Consider the following 21000-nt stretch of genomic DNA (forward strand, 5'->3'; position numbering starts at 1 on the left):
CATGACCCATCGCTATCGGAACAAGCCCTCCCCCGGCCCCTCCCGCGAGCGGGAGGGGAGGGAGGAGGGCTCAGCCGTTGGCGATGTTGGCGATCACGCCCATCGCGAATGGCGCATAGACCGCCAGCGTTTCCTCGACATACACGCCCGACATTTCGGCGCGCGTCGTGATCGGCCAGTCGATCTGATAGTAATCGCGGCGCACCTTCATCTCCGCGACATTGGGCACCTCGCTCGACTGATATTGGACCGGCAAGTCGCCCGCCCAGCCCAGGATCGTCCCCGCCGACACATTGGGGTGCAGGCGGATCGGAATCTTCTTGTTGAGGTACGGATTGTAATAATATTCGACCACGCCGCCGGCGGTCAGCGCGACCTCACCCGCCTTCGGATCCTGGAAGTAATTGAGCAGCGACGCGGTGCCGGACGCCAGCACCTTCTTGGTGATGTTCCGCTGCTCCTGGCTGTTCACGTACAGCACGTCGACGGAGCATTGGTAATTGTCCCACATCGACTGCATCATGACGTCGATCTCGGTCACCGATCCCTGGCCCGAAGAGGTCAGCGTCGTGCCCGCGCCCGGCGTGCCAGTGGCGAGATAATTGACGTACGCGCCCGATCCCGGTTTCAGCGCGGTGGTCAGCAGGCCATCGAATGCGGTCGAGTTGGTCGAGCAATCCGCGCTGACCGCGCTCGCCGCCTGCCCAGTTCCGGCAAGCGGCTTGGCGAACACCACGCTGTTGGTCGAGCTGATCGCCTCGAGCTTTTCGCTGCCCGCGGTGCCGACGAACCAGGCATAACCGGCCGCGCCCTGGATGGCGGGAACGCTGCACGACAAGGCCTGGCCAGCCGTCGTCGCCTGACTTGCCGCCGCCGATTTCATCGACGACCCGCCGTTGATCGTGAAGCTCTTGCCGTCGGCGCCGGTTACCGACTTCGACGTCGCGACGCCGCTCGACACCGTGCTGTTGCGCATGCCTTCCATCGTCAGCGCGACGACGATCACCGAATAGGTCACCGATCCCGGCAAGGTCGATCCGGTACCGCCGGCGCTCAACGTTGGCGCACTCGGCGTACCGAGTGCCAGCGAGGCGTTGCCGAAGATCACGCCCGCTTCTTCCTTCAGCATCGTCTTTTGCAGCAGGCGCTGCGTCATCGATGCCTTGATGTCCTCGAACGTACGGCCGGCGGAGATCGCTTCGAACGTTGCCTGGTCTTCCTCACCAAGGGTGCGATACGGCGCCGCACGATCGGCGGTAGTGTACGCCATCTGCCCGGCGCGCTGGCCCTCGGGGACCCATGGCGTGTTGTCGAAGCCCGAACCGGTCAGCGCGGTGACCGACTTCCAGTTGGTCGCGGTGCCGCCGCCACCGCCGACGCGGGGCAGCGATTTGATGATCGGCGTGTTGATCGGATACAGGTTCTTGGCCGGCGCCTGCAGGTCATAGGCGACCAGGCCGGTGCCGGTCGAAATCGCCTTCTCGACCATGTCGGGGCGTCCGCCCGCCATCAGCATGATCGCGCGCGAGATGTTCTCGTCGGGATTGGAAAGGCTGGTGACGAGCGATTTCTTGATCTCGTCGGGAGTAAGGTTGGTCATTGCTATCCGTCCTTTGGATAGGCGCAAGGAGCGAGGCCCGGGCGCGATGCCGCGGGCGACAGGGTCAGGCGGCTGCGCGGGCCGCGTGAACCAGGGTCGGATTGGACAAGGCGATGCGCAGCAGGAACTGGCCGCGTTCCTGCTCTGGCAGCGTGTCGATCACTTTCTTCAGCTCGTCGGCGCTGATCGCCGACATGCCATTGGCGGAATTGGGGGAGGCGTCCTCGGCCTTGCTCACCGCGCGCAGCGGCCCGGCGGCGGTCTTTGGTGCGGCGGGCTCCGCCTCGACTTGTTCCAGACGCTTGGTCAGATCGCCGATCGTCGCGTTCAGCATCGCGATCGTGTCGCCAAAGCGCTTGGCCAGATCGGCCATCATGGCGTCGCCCAATGCGTAACCGCGCCGCAGCTTCTCGGTGTCTTCCTCAGGATCGGGAACGGGCGGCGCTGCCTGTGGGCCAGGGCACGCGGCCGCATCGGACGGCGGCTGATCCGCGTCGCCGCAACCGTCTTTACGGTACTGTGCACCCAGCGCGACGAGGTGATCGTGTGCAGCCTGGATGCGATCGGCATCGGCTTGGGCAGCCCCAGCATCATCGTTTCCGGCGTCGTCGCTGTCGATGCCATCTCCGCTAGCCGCGACGCGCTTTACGCTATCCTTGTCACCGGACGCTGGCTTGGTTTTAGGCTTAGGCGGCGATGCGTCGTCGTCGGCATCGGCCGGAACGTCGCTGTCGCGCGCCGCGTCGGAAGTATTCGTGTCGGCATCGCTGTCGGCTCCTTGGTCGGCTGACTTAAGTTTCGGTCGCGGCTTGGCGGAGGGCTGCTTGTCCTGATTCTCCGGCTTGCCATGGTCGACATCTGCGGCGGGAGCATCGTCGTTGTCATGGGCGTCGGCCGCCTCCGCGTCCGGCTCGCGATCCTCGTCCTGATCGTCCTCATCATCGTCGTCCGGGTCGCTCGCCAACGCCGCGGCGATCAGCCGTTCGCGCGCCTTGAACAGGAAGTCCTTGTACCGCCGCGACCCCGCGTCGTCGGCCAGCTGGCGGGCCTTTGCGACCACTTCGTCGCTGGTCGGAACATAATCCATATCGGCCTTCCACATGTTGATGACGGCATCGGGGTTGCAGGGGCTGTCGACCAGGCTGATCTCGACAAGCTTCAGCGCGGTAATCACGCTGCGATCGGCGGTGTCGCGCTTCAGCACCTTCCCGCCGATCGAAAAGCCGGCATAGACGCCGGCCCGCACCTTGGTGATTGCCAGCGGATCGACGACATGCGCGCAGATCTGGGTGACGCCGTGGTCGTCGACCTCGGCTTCGATCACGCGACCGGCGGCGCTCGGCTCGTGCATCTCGCGCAAAGCCGGAAAGCGCCCGTAATCGGGCAAGGCCGCCTTCATCGCTTCAGCGGTGATCGTCTCGCCCTGCTGGTCACGCGTCTCGGACGAGGCGACGCCCCAGACCTTGATGCTGCCGTCGTCCTGATCCTCGATCTTGGTGATCGCGCCAAACTGGCGAAACCGCGTCATGGGATGGCTGTCCTTTCGGGATGTAGGATGTGCTGGGATTGTGCAGCGAGCGTACCGACGATGAGGTGGACCGTCGCGCTCACCCACTGTATCGCTTGCACCGATCAGTGAGGGGCAGATGGAAAAGGAAAAAGCAGCTGAAGTCTTCGGCTTGTTCTTGGCGAACAAGGAGAAGCAGATCGGCCAGCAATTATCTGAAATTGCCTCGGCTGAGCGTGTGTCGGACGGATGGGCATTCTATTATCAGGCACGTGCCTATGTGGACACTGGCGACTTCAATGAAATGCTGATTGGCCATGGTCCGGTAGTTGTTCGTGACGACGGCTGCCTCATCGAAGGTGGATCTCTTGATCACCATCCGGAAGCGTTGCTGAATCGCTAAGCGACCGAAGAAGGCCCCGGGCCGACCGACAAATCGCTTAACATCGTCGCACCCTGCGTCGTGTAGATCATCGGTTTCGCCCCTAGCCCACCAGACAAGGGATCATCCCCCCGCGCATGCCGCACCTCGTCGATCGTCCGTGACCCATTCCGCAGATCGCGATCGTCGATTTCAGACTGTACCTGCGGGTCGATGCTGGTCGCCTTGACGAAAGCGAACTCCAGGTCGGGATAGCCGAACTCGATCTGGATTACGTCGTCGATCCAGCGCTTCATCCATAGCTGCAGGGGTTCGAGCCCCTCTTCGAGCGAGCGCTCCTGGTCTTCCATCGCGGTCGACCGGTTCATTTGCCGTACGAACGGGGTGGGGGGCAGGGAGAAAGCGAAGGCGACGATCCGCGCCAGCCATTCGTCGAACTCGTCCTTGATCGGGGCGGCCTTGAACGCGGTGAATTGCGATCCGTGCGGGCCCCAGATCAGCTTGTTCTGCTCGGCGGCATTGCCCGCGATCCGATCGTCGAACCATTGCTGCAATTCCTGGATCTTCGCCGCGTCCCAGCCTTCGGGCGCGTTGAGCAGCCCCGCCGGCACATTGCCTTCGGTGAAATAGCTCAATTGCGCCGCCTGCCGCCGAAGGATCGTGTTGATCGTGACGATAATCTGCTCGACCGGCCCGAAGCCATAGAGATGGTGCGGCCGCACGTTGCGGGGCACGTAGAGCAGGTCGGCATTGGTCAGGTTCGCCCACACCACGCCCTTGATCACTTGCTGATACGCGATGTGATTGGCTCCGCGCGGCCTCCTTCCGGTATCGTCGACCATCGGATGGATCGTGTCGCCCGGCACGATCTCCAGCGCGATCAGCTTGCCGCCGCGATTGCGCCGTTTCTCGAACGCCGGCGCGTCGAGCGTCAGCAGGTCCTCAAGGCTCGACCGCATGAAGGTGGCGAACGGCGTGACTCCATCAGGCTTGCGCCAGAACCGCGTCAATACGGCGATGCGCGGATCGTCGGCGACCTTGGCGGCGCCGTCGACCGGCTTGATCTGCCAGTCGAGCCGCTCGACCTGGTCCTTGCGCGTTTCGATCGCCAGCCGAACCAGCTCGACATTGGCGAACGCGCGCAGCGCCGGAAATCCAGTCTGCTCGTAAGCGCGCGGCTGCAACGTCGCGTTGATGTTCGGCTTGAAATCGTAACCGCGTACTGGCTGCTGAACGACCGGCGTGAGCGGGAAGCCTGGCGAGAACGGGCCCCAGGCATTCTCGTTGCTGCTGTTGCCCCAGCTATAGGTGACATTGGTTTGCACGCCGCCTTTGGGCATGTGTTTCTCCTTTGGCGGCGCGCAATGGCGCCGATTGTTCGTCAGGGATGGAGCAGAGGCTCGCGCTGGCCTAAGCGAAGCAACATGACCGACCGCAACCGCTGGATCCTCCACATCAAGAAGCTCCGCGCCGAACACGGTGTTGGCTTGAGCGAGGCAGAGCGCATGGCCCTGGTCGACCCTCAATGGCGTCGTTGGGTTGAACACCAGGTCAACACCGACGACCAATGCCGCCGCATGGCGCTTCGTCACATCAGAGAGTGGAGTGCCAACGCGCTAATTGAGCGCGATGGCGATCGACTTCGCGTCATCGGCGAGCCGGGCGCTGAGGTGTCGCGATGTTAGTTACCGCGACCGAAACCTACATAAGTACGGCCGGCGAACGCCGGGGCCGCGTTTGCGAGCGTGAAGATGGTCTGTGGGTGTTCGTGACCGAACATCTAACGGATGAAACCGACGAGTGCCTACCGTATTGGGTCAACGATTGCCCGCCATCGGGGCTCTATCGGAGTAGCGAGGACGCGACCGCGGCCCTCCAGTCTGATCTCGGCGAAATGCAGCGCTTGTGCGTCGGTCGGTCGCCCGCTTTCAATACTGACAGAGGGCCTTATCCCGAGCCGTGACGGCTAATCGCGCGCCGCCATCACGGGTCTACCGCATTCGCCGCACGCACCAACTCCAGAAATCCCGCCGACGCCACCGCATCTTCCGCCGGCCAAAACGCCATTACCAGCGCATCGGCCTTGTTGGGCGATCGCGTACCGTCGGGTTTCTTGTCGACCACCAGCTTCAGCGCGCCATTCACTGCTCGCGTCGCCTGGCTCAATTCCTTCCGTAGCGACGCCAGCCCCGGCATCCCGCGCGGCAGACTAATCAGGTCGGCGGGGTCATAGACCTGGCCAGTAGTTACTGCCTTGTGGGTCCGTTCGAAGCGCAAACGCAATTGCCACCAGGCTTGCGCCTTCAAATTGGCGTAGAAGTCTCCGTTGATCGGGGTCTCGCCATCCCCCGGCACGACATGCTCGCGCGGCCGAAGCGGCGCGGCGCCGGCATTCCAAGGCCGGAACGTGATCCCCGCGGGCAACAGGGCTTGCCCGTCCGCGTCGACCTCGTCGCGCAGTCGATTGGCCTCCGCCTTCACGCCCGCGCCGACGCCGATACTGTCATATTGCAGCGCCACCGTTCGTCCGCGCAGCCGGTCGACCGCGAGCCGCGTCGCCTTGCCGACATCGCCTTCGCCCCAATCGTCCACCGAATGCACGATCGATCCCTTGGCGATCGCCAGCGCATGCCGGTCGCCGCCCTCATCGGCCGGGTCGAGCGCCGCGCGCCATGCGCCCTCATCGTCGAACCCCAGCATCACGTGCGCGTCGATCGCGCTCGCTACCCAGTCGCCCGGGATGATGATCCCCTCGACCGCCGCGGTGTAATTGCGGTCGACTTCCTGCGCGAAGATATGGAGCAGCCCGTCCGCCGCCGCCTTGGCACGCCGCCCGGCATACCAGGCGGCATCCTTGGCCGGATGGTCGCGCCAGTCCATCACGAACACATTGACCCGATCGGTCGCAAGCGCGGCACCGGGCGCCCATTCGACCCCGCTCTCGCGCCGCCGATGGAATACATTGCCCGGTCCGTTGACCGAGCTGATGTCGATCTGCACGTTGGTCGTATCGGCCAGCGCCGCCTCGATCTTCTCGGGCCGCTCGTAATGCGCGCTCTCGTCTTTGAAATAGATCAGCTTGCGCCCGCCGCGCCCGATATTATCGCCGCACTCGCCGGTGATCGTGGCGCCGGTCGCGCGGTTGATGATCTTCATGCTGGGCATGTCGTCGCGCGGGTCGAACCCGGCTGGCAGCATCAGTCGCGGCAGGTGGCGGATGAGAATCCGCATCTTCTCGAAGATGCTGTCGGGGTCGCCGATCTTGTCGACCAATTGTTCCTTGCGAGAGCCCCAGCCGATCGCGGCGCCCGGCCTGTACAGCCAAAGCCACACCGAGAAAGCGCAGGCCAACCATGTCGCGCCCATGTCGCGCGCCTTCTCGATCAATCCGCTCTGCTGCTCGTCGACGCTCGCTTGCAAGAATGCGATCATCTCGACCTGCCGGGGAAAGGGCACGAACGGCATCACCGTCGGTGCATCGCTCGCCGCGTTGCGTGGGTCGTATGTCACTGCCCAATGCGCGATCCACCCGGCTGGATCGTCGCGATACCGCTCGATCAAGCCCATGCGCAGCCGTACATCCGCCTTCAGCCGCCGCAACCGGTGCTGCCGCGTCATCAGCTCGGCGACATAGTCCGGCGGCCAGGCCGGGGCAGGCGGCGCGGAAATCGCCGTCATCCCAATTCTTCCCGATAGCGTTCCGCAGCCTCTCGCGCCGACATATCGGGTGTGATCGTCTCGACGGTGCGCGAGCCGATGCCGTGCGGATCGGCCGCCGCGCCCTCGCGTCGCCCGGCACGTGTCTTTTCCCACCATAGCAACGCGGTGGTGTTCCCGTTCATCGCGGTTTCGAACAAGGTTAGCGCGATCCGCGCATTGGCCACTTCGACCCCCGCATCCAGCTCGGCGCGGCACCGCCGTTTCAATGTCGTCGCGCTCATCCCCATGATCCGCGCGATCACGGCGTAGGGCGTTCCGATCTCGGCGAAACGCCGGACGTCCGCGCGCATCGCGGCGGTAATTTCGATCGTCACCCGTGCGCTTGCACGCGGGGTTTCGGGCGAGTGCGGCAAGCCCGACCCGACAGGAGCCGCAGCGTCTTGGGCCGAATTTCCCGCCCCGGTACGTTTCCGTTCCGCCATCCGAACTCCACCCGATCGCCATCCGCCCGGCATGCCGCAACACCCCGCTACGGCAACGTTCGGACGTTGCCGAATGAGTGTCCCGGGACCGGAGAATTTTCTGCGAGAAACTGCGCGACGCCGCTGTGGTCGAACGCAAATTTGGATGATTGCCGTATACATGTTTTTTCGTGGCAGTCAAGAAGTTTTCTCTTTTTGTTCTCATTTTCTCGGGTGGATGGAGGAGCAGCCGGGCCGCCCCTCCTTCCGGTCGGTCAGGTAGTCGCCGCCGGCCCGAACCAGGTCGCCAGCGCCTCGCCCAGGCCCTCGTCGCTGCCGTCTCCTACCCAGGCGACATGGCCATCGGGCCGGACCAGCACCGCGGCAGGAGCGGGGACCACGCCGATCACCGGCAACTCCCAGATGCCTCCGTAATGCGCATCCAATAGCTTCACGCGCTCCGCCCAGGGCGCGATGTCTATCGCACCGGGTTCCCCAAGATTGATCAGCACCGGTCGCGCGTCGTGCAGCAATGCGAACACCTGTATTGGGCCGCCGGCGGCAATGAGGTCGAGGTCCGGCATCCGCCGCCCGAGCAGTGCGTGGCCCTCGCCCAGATCGTACCGCATATCCAGTCCAGACATCATCCCCGCGATCCGCCGGCGTGGTTCGCCCATGTCCAGCAGTTCGCTGACGATCTCGCGCAAAGCGCCGGTGCGCTCGTCCGCGCGCCGAAGGGCGACTTGCGCCATCGTGTTGCGCAGCACTCGCGCGGCGACGGGATGACGCTCGGCATGATAGCTGTCGAGCAGGCTGTCGGGCACCGTGCCCTTGGCGACCTGCGCCAGTTTCCAACCCAGGTTTACCGCATCGTGCAGCCCGATGTTGAGGCCTTGCCCACCGTCGGGCGAATGGACGTGCGCGGCATCCCCGGCCAATATTATCCGCCCCTTGCGATACGTCGCCGCCTGTCGCGTCATATCGCTGAAGCGCGAGATCCAGCTCGGATTGTGCACACCGTAATCGGTGCCGTAGACCGCGATCAGCCCTTCGCTCAGATCACTGAGTCCTGGGTCTCCGATGCGCCCGGCCCGCTGCTCGGTGATCATGACGCGCACCGTCTTGCCGTCGTCCATTCGGCTCAGGCCATGCAATCCGATCGCGTCGCGGCGGATGCCCCACTCGGGTTCCTCTTCCAGTTCGACCTCGGCGATCAAGTTGCTGGTGGTGGGATCCCAACCCGGAAAGTCGATCCCCGCGGTCTTGCGGATCAGGCTGCGGCCGCCATCGCAGCCGACCAGATAGCCGGTCCGTAGCGAACTCCCGTCCGACAGCGCGACGTCGACGCTTGCTTCATTCTCGACGAACCCGACCACGTCGCGCGCGCGATAGGTCGGAACGCCCAGTTCAGCGACCCATTCGGCCAGAATGCGTTCGATATGGTTCTGCCACAAAGCCAGACCGTAATTGTGCCGCGTGGGAAAGTCGCTGATGTCGAGCCGATTGAGCGCGAAGCCCGTGACCTGCATCGCCTCTCCGGCGGCCAGGAACCGGTCGGCAATGCCGCGTTGATCAAGCAACTCGATCGATCGCGCGTGCAGCCCGCCCGCGCGCGACCCCGCCAGGTCCTGGTTTGGCCGTCGCTCGACGATCGCGACATCGGCGCCTGCCAGTGCCAGTTCTCCGGCCAGCATCAGTCCGGTTGGCCCGCCGCCGCAAATCACAACCGCATGGTCGATCGCCTTCGTATCGGCGTCTTCGATCAGGTCATAAGTAGATGATACCGCCCGCATATCGCGCCTCCCTGCGAATCGATGGGGCAGGGGCTTTACGGCAAGGGGCGGGCCTTGAAGCAAGGCCCTTGCGAACTATATCTCGAAAGTGCGGGGAAGGGGTGTCTGCCGCGCACTCCCAAAATTTCGGCATGATAGGTTAGCGAATCGCCCTAATGGGCAGCTTGGCGGCGGCCGCTCGTAACCGCGTGCTGCCGGCCCATTCACCATTGCGATTACAGCAATTCGCCCGCGCCCAGCCGCGCGTACACCGCCTCGACATCCTCCCGATCCACGTCCCGCCGCGCTGCCGCCGCCATCTCGGGCCACATCCGCAATGCGGTGATCAGCCGCTTGCGCGCCGTCCGCCATTGCATGCCGTGCGCGCGCGCCAATTGCACGAACGACTGGTCGCTCAGGACCATCTCGAGCACCATTGCGCGCGGCCGAGGGATCGCTTCGCACCATGTGCGATAGGCGACTTCGAGCCGTACGCGTTTCAGGGATTCGACCAATTGATCGCGCCCCGAATTGGCGAAGTCGACACGTGTTTCCAGGGATACTGACCGGATCGATCCGGCGCGCCGGATGCGTTCGGCGACGCCGGCAATCTCTTCCGCTGCGGCGCGCTCGTCCGCGCTGATCTTGCCCAGCCGTTCCATCCGGTGGAGCGGCGATTGCCGCCGCCGCTCGGGCAGAGCATTCGCCTTTTCGTGCGTCTCGGGGGTGCCCTCGTTCTTGTGCCGCCATCGCGCGACCATTGCCTCGTGTCGCCGGTCGGCCTCCTCGCGACGGTGCAGCGCGGCGGCCAGACGATCGCCGGCGTCGGGCCGCTTGCCGACTTTTGGAAGCGCGGCCAATCGGCGCTCGGCGCTGGCACGGATCATTGCGAGCCGGTCGCTCGCGGAACCGCCATCACGTCGATCGCTCACCTGTCGGGTCTTCGCACTGCTATCCGCCAACGTCTTTTCTCCTGATAAATCGATGTCTGATTTGGCTGGCGCGAGCGTTCAGCCCTCTCGCGCTTCGACCTCGGGCCGGAGGTGAGGCGAGGGGACGATGCCGCCATAGATCGGATCGGGATGGTCGCAGATCGCGCGCCCACATTCGGCGCATCTGGTCTCCAGTTCGTCCTTCGGCGATCCGCTGGGGCGTTCGAAACAAACAGCGTTGATCATCGACGGAGTATTGGACATATTGTCCAACACTTCAATCGTCAGTTGTCGCCTTGCCTTCGATCGCGACCGTGGTACAATTTGTCCATGCCCGACCCGATCACACCCGAGGAATTCGACGCCCTTTACATCGCCAGGGTGAAGGCGCTTCGCCAGCTCAGGGGAATGACGGCCGGACAGATGTCGACGCTGTTGGGCGTCCCTGCCGAGCGCTATCGCAAATACGAATCGCGCACGCCGATGCCGCATGCGCTGATGGAGCAATTCGCCTTGATCACAGGCGTATCGGTCGAGTTTCTTCTCACCGGGCGGCGCGTGGCGGGCAAGGGGCCTTATCCTGACGTGCCCGGTCCGCACATGATCGAACAATGGCGTGCCGACCGGCTTGCCAATGGCGGCAAAAGTGCGCGGAAGCACGACTGATTTGGCCAGATCGTCCCATCTTTAGCGGCAATAGGTCTGACAGAAATCGTCAATCGCAATGTTGAATAGTTGGACAATATGTCCCACATATCGCGCTCGCCGCTTTTCCGGTGTGGGAGCAATCATTGCCGCCTGCCGCTCTTCAGCCGCCGCCCGGTCTCCATCCCGAAAGCGCGCGTTTGCTCGCTGTCGACTGTTGGACCGGCGACCCGGCGGTAGCCGCGTTGATCGACGCCGCGCGCGCCCTGATCCCGGTCGCGGAGACGCTCCGTGATCTGTGTACCCGCCGTCCTTCGGTCGATCGGCTGATCGCCGACGAAATCGGAGCGCTCGTTTGGGAAGCAACCGAAATGGGGCGGGTCAATGTCTGGCGGCGAGAACCGCGCGCCAGTGGCGTCATCGGCGCGATCTGGATCGAGCTGGAAAGCCTGCGCACGCGCTGGATCCACGCCCGATTACAGTCAGAGGAGCTTTCGCCGACGACGCAGAACATCGGGCAGTGGTATGATCGATTGCAGGCGCTCGAAGAGGAAGCGCCGACGGTCGCGGTGGTGTGGAACAACGGCCCCACGCGTCCGTGCTGACACGCAAACCGGGCGAGTTTGGCTTTATCCTCTTGCCGCTGGCCCTCGGCCGATCACAGTCTGGCCATGCCGACGCAGCGTGTCCGATCTGGCGTGGGCGGCTGGTGGACCCGGCAGGAAGAAAATGGGTACTGGTGTCTCATTGTTTCTAAACAAGATTTTCAGATTGGCGTGGATCCGTGGGGCTTCCGGCCTGGGGAACTCGCCAGCGCTGTCCGTGCCCTTGTTCCTCGGCCGCCTGAAATCATCACGTCAGCCGCAATCGCCGAGCAGCTATATCGCGACGGTGGAGAGCCCACCCGTCGGTTCATGAAGGCTATTCACTATCACCTGCGGCTCCTCCGCAAAAAAGGATTCGCTCAATCAGTGCCATATGGCGAGGCTCCGCAGCTTGGCTGGCATACGGCGGTTGCAGGCCTTGGCAGCAGGCCTCACCGGGTCATTGGGCCGCCCGCATCGCACAACCGTACGCGCGCTGTGTTGACCCCGAAGGTCGATAAGGAAAACTCAGTGGGGCCCGGCCTCCAGGGCCGAGTGCTTGCAATTATTGCTGCTTCGCCAGCCCCGCTTTCTGCGTCAAGCATCTCGGCGGAGATCGAAGCCTTTTACCGGCTGCCTGTTGGCTCGGCTCTTAAGGCGACCCGGAACGAACTCGTTGCACTTCATCGGCTCAAGCATGTCCAGATGATGGCCGGATCAAACAGTGAAGAGATCGAATGGACCCGCCTGTAGCCGACACTCAACGGTGATCATGAAGCCTCTATGTCAAGCCTACACTTGACATAGAGGCTCCTTTTTGCTATAATCATCGTCATTCTGAAATAGACGGGCACCAACCCACTGCTAGACGACCGATCGTCGCGGGAGGGTGGTTTCGTTCTCACATACATGGATATTTCAATGAGTGTCAGGTTTGTCGCTCAGCAGAGGATGCTGGGACTGTCCGAGTGCGAGCGTTTATGCGCTACTTGGTCGAGGAATACAGAAGAATTAGCCATCCGTGCTGGTTGGCGGGGCATGTCAGGGGATCGTCTCAGCGTAACTGTTGGGACTGCCGTAAACATGCTGGTTCTCTCGGTAGGAAGCAATCACGGTATCGAGTGGGCGGCGATGGGCTCTTGGCTGCCTAGCTTGCGCAACGAGGCTCTTCTGAAACTTGGTGAGGATACGTCCAATTGGTCATTTGATGGCACTGGCGAAGCAGAAAAGCAGTTCTGGCCGATTCTGTATGGGAGGCCTGAAGCCGTCCGACCGCGGATCGCCTCGCTACTTTCCTGCTGCCCGAGTACCACGGCCCGTCAGCTGCGGTTTCATACGCAAAATGATGTTGAGCTCTTGCCCAATGCACAATACAGTTCTGGCACATCCAGTCGCACGCCTCGGTTCACTATTGATGCGCACAATTTAGCGGCCCGCGTGCGCGAATCCTCCGCAGGTCCTCTGTTCACAGCGAAAGCTGCGCCGCCTTTTAGCTTGTAGTTCGCCTGGGCGTGCAGCCGCTACACTAAAGTCTAGCGTTAACTCGAATTTGGACGGTCAGTTCGCCAGGAGGCGGCAGACGCGGCAGCAATGGAAACGGACCTTCATTCAGTTAAAGGTCGGAGGCATATATCTAGAAGTGCCCGTTCGGACCTGCCTCGCCACAATTAGAAGCGGATGCTCATTCATCTCGGCAAGCACGGCCGCCAAGCACGCAGGTTCGCCTCGCGATATAACCGCAGCAGCTTCTTTTGCTTCATCACAATGCTCTCGCAGGCCAGCATGATCCCCAGCTGCCGATATCCGAACTGACGGCGCTCAGGCCCGATCTCGCGAAGACGCGACCGCTGGTCGCCATCATCACTACGCCGATATGCAAAACGCATCGACGATCGATCCACACCAAGGATGGCGCACGTCCGCCGTTTTCGACCCCGCCTCCTGCCCTCGCAGGATCCCAGTGATCTGCACCTTGGAAGACCTGCTGCTCTTCGCCATCGTCCTGCTTGGCGAAGGACCCTAGCTCAGACTGGCGGAGTTCAGGGGAGCACGTCAATTAGCGCGAGCTGGATGTGATGTAGAGCGGCGCCCTGTTGGACATCATGTGCGACCCTTGTCGCTCCGACAATAGTCTCTCAGCACTCGATCTTGGCTGGCGCTCCGACATTGCGCCACCCCTGTAGCAGCGGCTACGGTCATAAGAATTTAGTGAGCCGTCGTGCTGACCGGTTCGACACTCGATAGGGCGGCGGCAAACCTGAGAAGGATACCAGCTGCTTGGCTGGATGCAGGGGGCTGATGCGGACGGAACATATTACTGAAGGGCAGTTTGTTTCCCTTCGAGGACGGACCTGGCTGGTCGAGAAGAGTCCCCACCCGCACGCGCCTTTGGCAGCCTGCAGCCTCTCGTGTGTCGATGATGACGCTCAGGGCGAGGAAGTCGAAGTCCTACCGCCGACCGAGGTGGGCGGGACTCTCCTAGACGAGGAGGCATGGTCGCAGCTCGGCGCCCGCGGCGGCGACGATGCACGAGCATTCGCAGCTTATCTAAGGACCATCGGCTGGCGCACTGCCACGGCCGCAGATCGGGATCTGTTCCAGGCGCCGTTCCGCGCGGGAATTCGGCTGGATCCTTACCAGCTCCTGCCGCTTCGAAAAGCGCTTCGTCTCCCGCGCGTCAACATGCTGATCGCGGACGACGTTGGGCTGGGGAAGACTGTCGAGGCCGGTCTCATTCTGCGCGAGCTGTTGCTGCGACGGCGGGTTGACCTTGCGGTGGTGATCGCGCCGGCAGCGATGACCCTGCAATGGAAAGATGAGCTAGCGGCCAAGTTTGGCCTCTCCTTCGATATCGTCGATCGCGCATACCTCGAGGAGCTCAGGCGGCGGCGCGGCTTCAGCGTGAACCCCTGGGCGACGGGTTCGCGCTTCATCCTCTCACAAAGCCTCGTCAGCGACGAGACTTACGTCGGCGGTTTGCGGGACCTGCTGGAAGATTTCCGCGCCCGCTCGCTCCTGATCCTGGACGAAGCGCATCACGCCGCGCCAGCGAGCGGCGGCCGTTACGCGATCGAGAGCCAGTTCACTAAGGATCTGCGCGACTTGGCTAGCCGCTTCGAACACAGAATCTTCCTGAGTGCGACACCCCACAACGGCCATCCGAATAGCTTTGCGACGCTGCTCGAACTGCTGGACCCGCAGCGCTTTACACGCGGCATGGACATTCGGCCGGCTGACCTCGAGCCGGTCATGGTCCGCCGGCTCAAGGGCGATCTGCGCAGGCTCGGCGAGGCATTTCCGGAGCGCGTGGTCGAGCCGATCAGGTTGGCCAATCTACCGGCGGACGCGCCCGAGCTGCAGCTTGCGACAATGCTTGCAGAATATGGCATACTGAGGGAGCGAAGGATTGGCGGCCTCGCCCGCGGCAAGGCGGCGCAGGCGCGGCTCGCCTTCGTCGGGCTGCAGCAGCGGCTGTTGTCGTCGGTCCCAGCCTTCGCGCGGACGCTTGCCAAACATCTGACCGGACTCGATCGCTTACTCGCGGGCGCGGCCCCGGCTGCCCGGCCGGTCGCTGTGTCGGAACGGGAGACTGTGCCGGTCAATGCGGCCGACGAGGCCGAGGAGCTGCGGCTGCTTGACGAGGAGGAAGACCTCGCCGCCGAAGCGGCGGCAACCTTAGCCACGGAAGAGGTCGATCGCGCCCAGCTCGAGGCGGAGCGTTACCATGCCTCTGCCATGCTCGCCATTGCCGAGGCGACGCGCGGAAAGCCCGATGCGCGCATCCAGTGGCTGGAGCAATGGATACGCGCCCATCTTCTGGAAGGGGAGCGCTGGGGAAGCAGGCGGCTGCTGCTGTTCACGGAATATGAGGACACGCGCCGCTACGTCGAACGACAGCTGAGCAGCCTTCTCGCCGACGTGCTCGACGACGATCAGGATGGCGATGCTCGTATCGACAGCTTCACCGGCGCCACCTCGGCGGAACGGCGCGAGGCAATTAAACGTGCCTTCAACGATCCTAAGTCGCCGCTGCGCATCCTGGTTTGCACTGACGCCGCGCGTGAGGGCATCAACCTTCAGGCCCAATGTCACGACCTGGTTCATATCGACCTTCCGTGGAACCCGGGCCGCCTTGAGCAGCGTAACGGCCGCATCGACCGCAAGCTGCAACCGAGCCGCACCGTCACCTGTCGCTACTTCCTCTACGAGCAGCGCCCTGAGGACGTCGTGCTCGATGCGCTGGTCCGGAAGACCGAACTGATCCACCGTCAGCTCGGATCGGCTGGCCAAGTGCTGGAGAAGCGCATCGCCGATCGGCTGGAGCGACAGGGCATTACACGAGCCGACGTCGCCGCAATGGCGGAGCGCATCCGCGACGAAGAGGCCGACGAGCGGGTGCGCGCGGCTGTGCGAGACCTCGATGACGCTGAGGACCGGCGGCTGGCTCGCCTCAGACGCGAGGGTGAGGAGCTTTCGCGAGCGCTGGAGCGGGCACGGGCACGGGTGGGCGTCGCGCCTAATGAACTGATGGAGGTAATCGGCCTCGCATTGAGGCGCGGCGGCGCCGGCTGGTCGGACGAAGGAGCAGTCGGTGTTGTGCCGGTGCTTGCCCTGGATCCGGAGGCCGATGCATTCGCCCGCGATCCAAGCTGGCGGCCGGTATTCGACGAGCTGCGCGCCCGTCCCATGCGGCGGGGTGAGCGGCCTGCCCAATGGCGCGCCGCCCCCGACGCGCCTGTGCGGCGGATCAGCTTTGCGCCGGCAGTCCTACCTGACGGCAGGGATGCCGGCGATGTGGTTCAGGTGCATCTCGAGCATCGGCTGGTGCGGAGGCTTCTCTCGCGCTTCTTGTCAGCCGGCTTTCAGCAGGGGCTGGCCCGCGCCTGCATCCTGAAGACTCGTGAAGCGGGTCCGCCACGTGTGATCCTGATCGGCCGGTTGGCTCTCTATGGCGAGGGCGCGCAGCGTCTGCATGAGGAGCTGGTGACGGTGACGGCCGAATGGCGCGATCGCGCGCGCGCGCCGGGGCCGCTGCGCCCGCTTGCCGAAAGCGGCGAGGCCGACGCTCGGGTGCTTGACCAGCTCTTTGCCAACCTGTCCGACGCCGCCAATGCCGATGATGCGACGGTGGAGCGTCTGACGGGCGGCGCGGCCGCCGATGTCGCTGACCTGCGCCCGGTGCTGGAAGATCGCGCTGCCGCGCGTGCGGCCCGCGCCGAAGCTGAGCTCCGCAAACGCGGGGAAGCCGAGGCAAGAGATCTGGAGAAGCTACTGCAGGAGCAGATAGATCGCATCCGCCGCGAGCAGGGCAAGGATGATCGTCAGCTCACCCTGCTCCTCGACGAGACCGAGGCACGACAGAGAGCGGCTGATCGACGCTCTTGGGAAAGGGCCGTGACGCGCCTCGATGATGAGCTGGTGCGCGAGCCCGAGCGGCTGCGGCGCTCCTTTGATATCAAGGCGCGCCGGGTCGAGCCGGTCGGCATCGTCTATCTCTGGCCGGAGGTGGCAAATTGAGCGGCGGCCCGCACGATTGGCTTGGGCATGTGCAGCCCACCGGACTGGTGGTCGCGCCGGCCAAGCTCGACGAGCTGGGTCTCGCCCCGCTGCCGCAGCACCAGACTGACAACGACGCCGTCAAGGCGCTGCTCGGCGAAGACGAACGGTCGTTGCCAGATGCTTGGGCGTTCCTGTCAGAGGTTCTCGGCTGGCCCGAAAGTCGCGTTGCCGGCACGGCCGGGGGGCCTCCCCTCCCCGAGGAGCTCACGATCTCGCTGCGGGATGGCGAGACCGTTCTCAGCCCGACCTATGCTGTGCGCGTTTCCGACGGCGAGAATTGGCAACTGCTGGTCCGGGTTGAGGCGCCCGATGTCGTGCTCGACCGACGGGGCGCGCTGGATGGATGGGAGGCGACTCCGCACCAACGGTTCGAGCGACTGCTGCGCGAGACCGGCTTCAGCGCCGGCGTTCTGATCGGCTCGCGGGCGACCGGACGGCGCGATGAGGACGTGGCCGAGCCCGAGCTTCGCCTCGTCGTGGCGCCCAAGGGCGAGACATCCGGCTGGATCGCTTGGCCGCTGCCGAGCCTCGCCACCGTCGCCGGGCGTGAAATGCTGGGCGGACTCAAGATGCTGCTCGATCGCTCGACGTTGTGGACGAACCCACCGCAGCTGCGTCTGCCGAACATCCTCGCCGAGAGCCGGGCGAGCCAGGCCGACGTTTCGAAGGAGCTCTCCGGGCAGGTGCTCGCCGCGCTGCACGAGTTGCTGCGCGGCTTCGACGCCGCCGACCCCGCGCTCGTCCGCGAGCTAGCCGGGCGCGATCCGCATCAACTCTACGAGGGGCTGCTGACGGTGCTGATGCGCCTCATCTTTATCCTCTACGCCGAGGACCGCTCGCTGATGCCGTCCATTACCGCCCATGGCGGGGCCGAGCTCTACGAGCGCGGCTATTCGGTCGGCGGGCTGTTTGTGAAGCTCGGCGACGACGATGCGCTCTATCCGGATACGATGGACGAGAGGCGCGGCGGCTGGGGACGTCTGATTGCCTTGTTCCGGCTGGTCAGTCGGGGCCATGACGGCTTCATGCAGCGCCGTGGCGGCCGGCTGTTCGACGAGGATCGCTTTCCGTTTCTGCTCGGGAAGCGCGAGCCGAGCGATGCTGAGCGCGTGCTGCCGGTGTCGGACGGCTGCATCCTGCGCGTGCTCACCGCCCTCATGACCCTTGAGCGGCGTGGCACCCGCGAGCGGTTGTCCTACCGCACCCTAGACGTCGAGCAGATCGGGTCGGTCTACGAGACGGTGATGGGCTTCATCGTCGACACGGCCTCTGCCCCGATGCTGGCGGTCAAGGCGGGCAAGAACAACAAAGTGCCCGTCTTCGTCGATCTTGCCGCTTTGGTCGCCGACAAGCCGGCCGATCGCCCGAAGCGGCTGAAGGAGGCAACAGGGCGCGGCCAATTCCCGGCCGCCGTCTCGCGCGGGGTGCGCGACGCCGGGGACGTGGCCGCAATGGCAGCGGCGCTCGCGCCGATAGCTGATCCTCGCGGGAGCACAAGGCAGGAGCCAGTTGCTCACGGCACGCCGATCCTTCAGCCGACCGACGAGCGGCGCCGCACCGGCAGCCACTACACGCCGCGTTCGCTGACCGCCCCGATCGTGACGCATGCTCTAGAGCCGGCGTTCGAGAGAATCGGCGCTGATGCGACGCCGGCACAGGTGCTCGACCTGAAGGTCTGCGATCCGGCGGTCGGCTCCGGCGCATTTCTCGTCGAGGCGTGCCGACAGCTCGGCATCCGGCTGGTCCAGGCATGGGAAGCGCATCCTGATCTCAAGCCGCCGATCCCGGGCGACGAAGATGACGAGCTCCACGCCCGCCGCTTGGTGGCGCAACGTTGCCTTTACGGCGTCGACCGCAATCCGATGGCGCTTGATCTTGCCAAGCTGTCGCTATGGCTTGCGACGCTTGCGCGGGACCATGAGTTCAGCTTCCTCGACCATGCGCTAAAAGTAGGCGACAGTCTCGTCGGTCTTAGTCGCACCCAGATCGAGAGCGCGAGCTGGGAAGAAAATGCCGTTCCTGGCCTCTGGCGCGCGCGTGTCCGCCAGGACGTGAGCGAGGCGCTCGCACATCGCGACGCGATCCGTAACGCGCCCGACGAGGTGGCTCTGGCGATGCAGGAAGCGCAGCACGACCGCGTCGAGCGTGGCCTCGCCAATATCCGGCTAATCGGCGACGCGGTGATCGCCACGTTCTTCGCGCACGACAAGCCGCGTCCCCGCCGGAACGCGCTCGCCGAGGTCGGCGACCGCGCAGGCGGAGGTGGTTGGGAATGGCTGCGCCAGCGGGCGATCAGCCTGGAAGGTGGCGAGCATCGGGTGCGGCCGTTCCACTGGGAGATCGAGTTCCCTGAAGTGTTCGCTCGCGACAACCCCGGCTTCGACGCGATCATCGGCAACCCGCCTTTCGCTGGCAAGAACACGATTATCGCCGGCAACCGGTATGGCTATCTCGATTGGCTACAGACACTCCACTCGGACGCTCACGGCAACGCCGACCTATCGGCCCATTTCTACCGTCGCTCCTATGCTCTGCTGCGCGAAGGCGGCGTCTTCGGCCTGATCGCGACAAACACGATCCGCCAAGGCGATACTCGAGAGCGGCCTCCGTCGGATCATAGAATCGGGGGGCAGCATCTACCGCGCCGTCTCGCGTCACAAATGGGACACTGGCGATGCCGCCGTCACTGTGAGCTTCGTGTTCGTGAGCAAGGGCGACCTCGGCACCGCGATTCTCGACGGGCGCCCGGCGCAGCGGATCTCAGCCTACCTGGTCGACGGAGACCTTGACAGCTCACCGGCGACGCTGCGCTCGAACTCCGGCAAATCTTTCCAGGGCTCCATCCTGCTCGGGATGGGATTCACCTTCGACGACGTGAATGCGGCCAAGGGCAAGGCCACACGCCTCGCGGAAATCGAGCGGTTAACCGCCGTTGAACCGCGCAACGCCGAGTTGATCGAGCCGTTCCTGGGTGGCGAGGAGGTGAACAACTCCCCGACCCATGCCCATCACCGTTATGCGATCAATTTCCTCGACTTGCCCTTGTGCCGGAAATGCGACGGGCCCGGCTGGCTCGCGCTGACCGACGATCAGCGCCGAGAGGCGCTTCGGCAGGGAATAGTTGCTCATGACTATCCTCGCGAAGTGGCCGCGGATTGGCCCGACCTGCTTGCGATCGTCGAGCGCCTGGTGAAACCGGAAAGACTTAAGCAATCGGATGAGGGCGGGAAGCGCTTGTGGTGGCGATATCTACGTCCTCGGGAGGAGATGTATCGCGCGATTGAAGACCTCCCCGATGTCTTGGTGATAAATTGCGGAGCCACGCCTCACATGATGTTTGCTCAAGTACCCTCAAATCAGGTCTTCGCCCACTCCCTTTTCGTCTTCTCGACTGGAGGAATGGCGCAGTTCTGCACCCTCCAGTCGAGGGTGCACGAAATCTGGGCAAGGAGCTTTACTTCTACGCTCGAGGATCGGCTTCGTTATGCAGCGTCCGACTGCTTCGAAACCTTCCCCCTCCCGGATGGCTTCGATGATTCAGTTGCGATGAGCTCGGCGGGGCAGGCCTATCTCAGCCATCGCGCCGCTCTAATGGTCGCACGCAATCAGGGCATGACACCGACTTACAACCGGTTCCACGACCCTCAGGACAGCGCCGAGGATATCACCGACTTGCGTCGCCTCCACGCAGCAATGGATGACGCGGTGCTGCGCGCCTACGGCTGGGACGACCTCGCCGACCGCGCCGCTCCGGAATTCCTGACCGAGGAAACCGAGGACGACCACAGCTATCAGGGCCGCCTGTTCTGGCCCGCCCCCTTCCGCGACGAGCTCCTCGCCCGTCTCCTCAAGCTCAACGAGGAGCGCGCCGCCGAGGAGCGGCAGGGCTGATGCCATG

At 64.1% G+C, this 21000-nt stretch carries 16 protein-coding genes; 8 read left to right on the forward strand and 8 right to left on the reverse strand.

Annotation, left to right across the window (positions count from 1 at the left end):
- Positions 1-70: 70 nt before the first annotated feature.
- Positions 71-1600 (reverse strand): hypothetical protein, encoded by a 1530-nt coding sequence (locus tag Q0L25_RS18085; protein WP_296616708.1) that lies wholly within the window; start codon positions 1598-1600, stop codon positions 71-73.
- A gap of 64 nt (positions 1601-1664) precedes the next feature.
- Entirely contained in the window at positions 1665-3128 is a 1464-nt protein-coding gene (locus Q0L25_RS18090) for an HK97 family phage prohead protease (RefSeq protein WP_296616709.1), read from the reverse strand.
- 118 nt (positions 3129-3246) lie between these two features.
- On the opposite strand from Q0L25_RS18090, the gene Q0L25_RS18095 reads away from it, so the two are divergent.
- Positions 3247-3510, forward strand: coding sequence for a YrhB domain-containing protein (locus tag Q0L25_RS18095; RefSeq protein WP_296616711.1), 264 nt, complete (start codon positions 3247-3249; stop codon positions 3508-3510).
- On the opposite strand, the gene Q0L25_RS18100 is transcribed toward Q0L25_RS18095, so the two are convergent.
- Positions 3507-4829 (reverse strand): phage portal protein, encoded by a 1323-nt coding sequence (locus Q0L25_RS18100; RefSeq protein WP_296616712.1) that lies wholly within the window; start codon positions 4827-4829, stop codon positions 3507-3509. The two genes, Q0L25_RS18095 and Q0L25_RS18100, sit on opposite strands and share 4 nt — an antisense overlap.
- Before the next feature lie 84 nt (positions 4830-4913).
- On the opposite strand from Q0L25_RS18100, the gene Q0L25_RS18105 reads away from it, so the two are divergent.
- Positions 4914-5174: a hypothetical protein gene (locus Q0L25_RS18105; RefSeq protein WP_296616714.1), complete on the forward strand. Its 261-nt coding sequence runs from the start codon at positions 4914-4916 to the stop codon at positions 5172-5174.
- Positions 5175-5472: 298 nt separating this feature from the next.
- Here the strand turns inward: Q0L25_RS18105 and Q0L25_RS18110 are convergent, their stop codons facing one another.
- The 5 genes from Q0L25_RS18110 to Q0L25_RS18130 form a co-directional block, all read right to left on the reverse strand.
- On the reverse strand, positions 5473-7167 hold the full coding sequence (locus Q0L25_RS18110) for a hypothetical protein (protein ID WP_296616715.1): 1695 nt from the start codon (positions 7165-7167) through the stop codon (positions 5473-5475).
- Positions 7164-7523, reverse strand: a complete 360-nt coding sequence (locus Q0L25_RS18115; protein WP_296616717.1) for a hypothetical protein — start codon at positions 7521-7523, stop codon at positions 7164-7166. The genes Q0L25_RS18110 and Q0L25_RS18115 overlap by 4 nt, the downstream gene beginning before the upstream one ends.
- Before the next feature lie 362 nt (positions 7524-7885).
- Positions 7886-9403 carry an FAD-dependent monooxygenase gene (locus tag Q0L25_RS18120; RefSeq protein ID WP_296616718.1) on the reverse strand — a complete coding sequence of 506 codons (1518 nt, stop codon included), beginning with the start codon at positions 9401-9403 and terminating at the stop codon, positions 7886-7888.
- A 215-nt stretch (positions 9404-9618) separates the two neighbouring features.
- Positions 9619-10269 (reverse strand): hypothetical protein, encoded by a 651-nt coding sequence (locus Q0L25_RS18125; RefSeq protein ID WP_296616720.1) that lies wholly within the window; start codon positions 10267-10269, stop codon positions 9619-9621.
- Between the two features lie 123 nt (positions 10270-10392).
- Positions 10393-10560 (reverse strand): hypothetical protein, encoded by a 168-nt coding sequence (locus tag Q0L25_RS18130; protein WP_296616723.1) that lies wholly within the window; start codon positions 10558-10560, stop codon positions 10393-10395.
- A gap of 84 nt (positions 10561-10644) precedes the next feature.
- On the opposite strand from Q0L25_RS18130, the gene Q0L25_RS18135 reads away from it, so the two are divergent.
- The 6 genes from Q0L25_RS18135 (at position 10645) to Q0L25_RS18160 (ending at position 20993) form a co-directional block, all read left to right on the forward strand.
- Positions 10645-10980 (forward strand): helix-turn-helix transcriptional regulator, encoded by a 336-nt coding sequence (locus Q0L25_RS18135; RefSeq protein WP_296616724.1) that lies wholly within the window; start codon positions 10645-10647, stop codon positions 10978-10980.
- 224 nt (positions 10981-11204) lie between these two features.
- Complete coding sequence (locus tag Q0L25_RS18140; RefSeq protein WP_296616726.1) at positions 11205-11564, forward strand: hypothetical protein; 360 nt, start codon at positions 11205-11207, stop codon at positions 11562-11564.
- 66 nt (positions 11565-11630) lie between these two features.
- Positions 11631-12296 carry a hypothetical protein gene (locus Q0L25_RS18145; protein ID WP_296616727.1) on the forward strand — a complete coding sequence of 222 codons (666 nt, stop codon included), beginning with the start codon at positions 11631-11633 and terminating at the stop codon, positions 12294-12296.
- A 1545-nt stretch (positions 12297-13841) separates the two neighbouring features.
- Positions 13842-17060 carry a DISARM system SNF2-like helicase DrmD gene (gene drmD, locus Q0L25_RS18150; protein WP_296616729.1) on the forward strand — a complete coding sequence of 1073 codons (3219 nt, stop codon included), beginning with the start codon at positions 13842-13844 and terminating at the stop codon, positions 17058-17060.
- Positions 17057-19891: a DNA methyltransferase gene (locus Q0L25_RS18155; protein ID WP_296616731.1), complete on the forward strand. Its 2835-nt coding sequence runs from the start codon at positions 17057-17059 to the stop codon at positions 19889-19891. The genes drmD and Q0L25_RS18155 overlap by 4 nt, the downstream gene beginning before the upstream one ends.
- Entirely contained in the window at positions 19806-20993 is a 1188-nt protein-coding gene (locus Q0L25_RS18160; RefSeq protein ID WP_296616732.1) for a type IIL restriction-modification enzyme MmeI, read from the forward strand. The genes Q0L25_RS18155 and Q0L25_RS18160 overlap by 86 nt, the downstream gene beginning before the upstream one ends.
- Positions 20994-21000 lie beyond the last annotated feature (7 nt).

This window comes from Sphingomonas sp. (genome assembly GCF_024508665.1).
Lineage (GTDB): Bacteria > Pseudomonadota > Alphaproteobacteria > Sphingomonadales > Sphingomonadaceae > Sphingomonas.

Coding starts and splice junctions, on each gene's coding strand:
- Q0L25_RS18090 (WP_296616709.1), bottom strand. CDS start 3,128: ATGACGCGGTTTCGCCAGTTTGGCGCGATCACCAAGATCGAGGATCAG.
- Q0L25_RS18145 (WP_296616727.1), top strand. CDS start 11,631: ATGCCGACGCAGCGTGTCCGATCTGGCGTGGGCGGCTGGTGGACCCGG.
- Q0L25_RS18125 (WP_296616720.1), bottom strand. CDS start 10,269: ATGATCCGTGCCAGCGCCGAGCGCCGATTGGCCGCGCTTCCAAAAGTC.
- Q0L25_RS18120 (WP_296616718.1), bottom strand. CDS start 9,403: ATGCGGGCGGTATCATCTACTTATGACCTGATCGAAGACGCCGATACG.
- Q0L25_RS18085 (WP_296616708.1), bottom strand. CDS start 1,600: ATGACCAACCTTACTCCCGACGAGATCAAGAAATCGCTCGTCACCAGC.
- Q0L25_RS18105 (WP_296616714.1), top strand. CDS start 4,914: ATGACCGACCGCAACCGCTGGATCCTCCACATCAAGAAGCTCCGCGCC.
- Q0L25_RS18130 (WP_296616723.1), bottom strand. CDS start 10,560: ATGATCAACGCTGTTTGTTTCGAACGCCCCAGCGGATCGCCGAAGGAC.
- drmD (WP_296616729.1), top strand. CDS start 13,842: ATGCGGACGGAACATATTACTGAAGGGCAGTTTGTTTCCCTTCGAGGA.
- Q0L25_RS18110 (WP_296616715.1), bottom strand. CDS start 7,167: ATGACGGCGATTTCCGCGCCGCCTGCCCCGGCCTGGCCGCCGGACTAT.
- Q0L25_RS18095 (WP_296616711.1), top strand. CDS start 3,247: ATGGAAAAGGAAAAAGCAGCTGAAGTCTTCGGCTTGTTCTTGGCGAAC.
- Q0L25_RS18100 (WP_296616712.1), bottom strand. CDS start 4,829: ATGCCCAAAGGCGGCGTGCAAACCAATGTCACCTATAGCTGGGGCAAC.
- Q0L25_RS18135 (WP_296616724.1), top strand. CDS start 10,645: ATGCCCGACCCGATCACACCCGAGGAATTCGACGCCCTTTACATCGCC.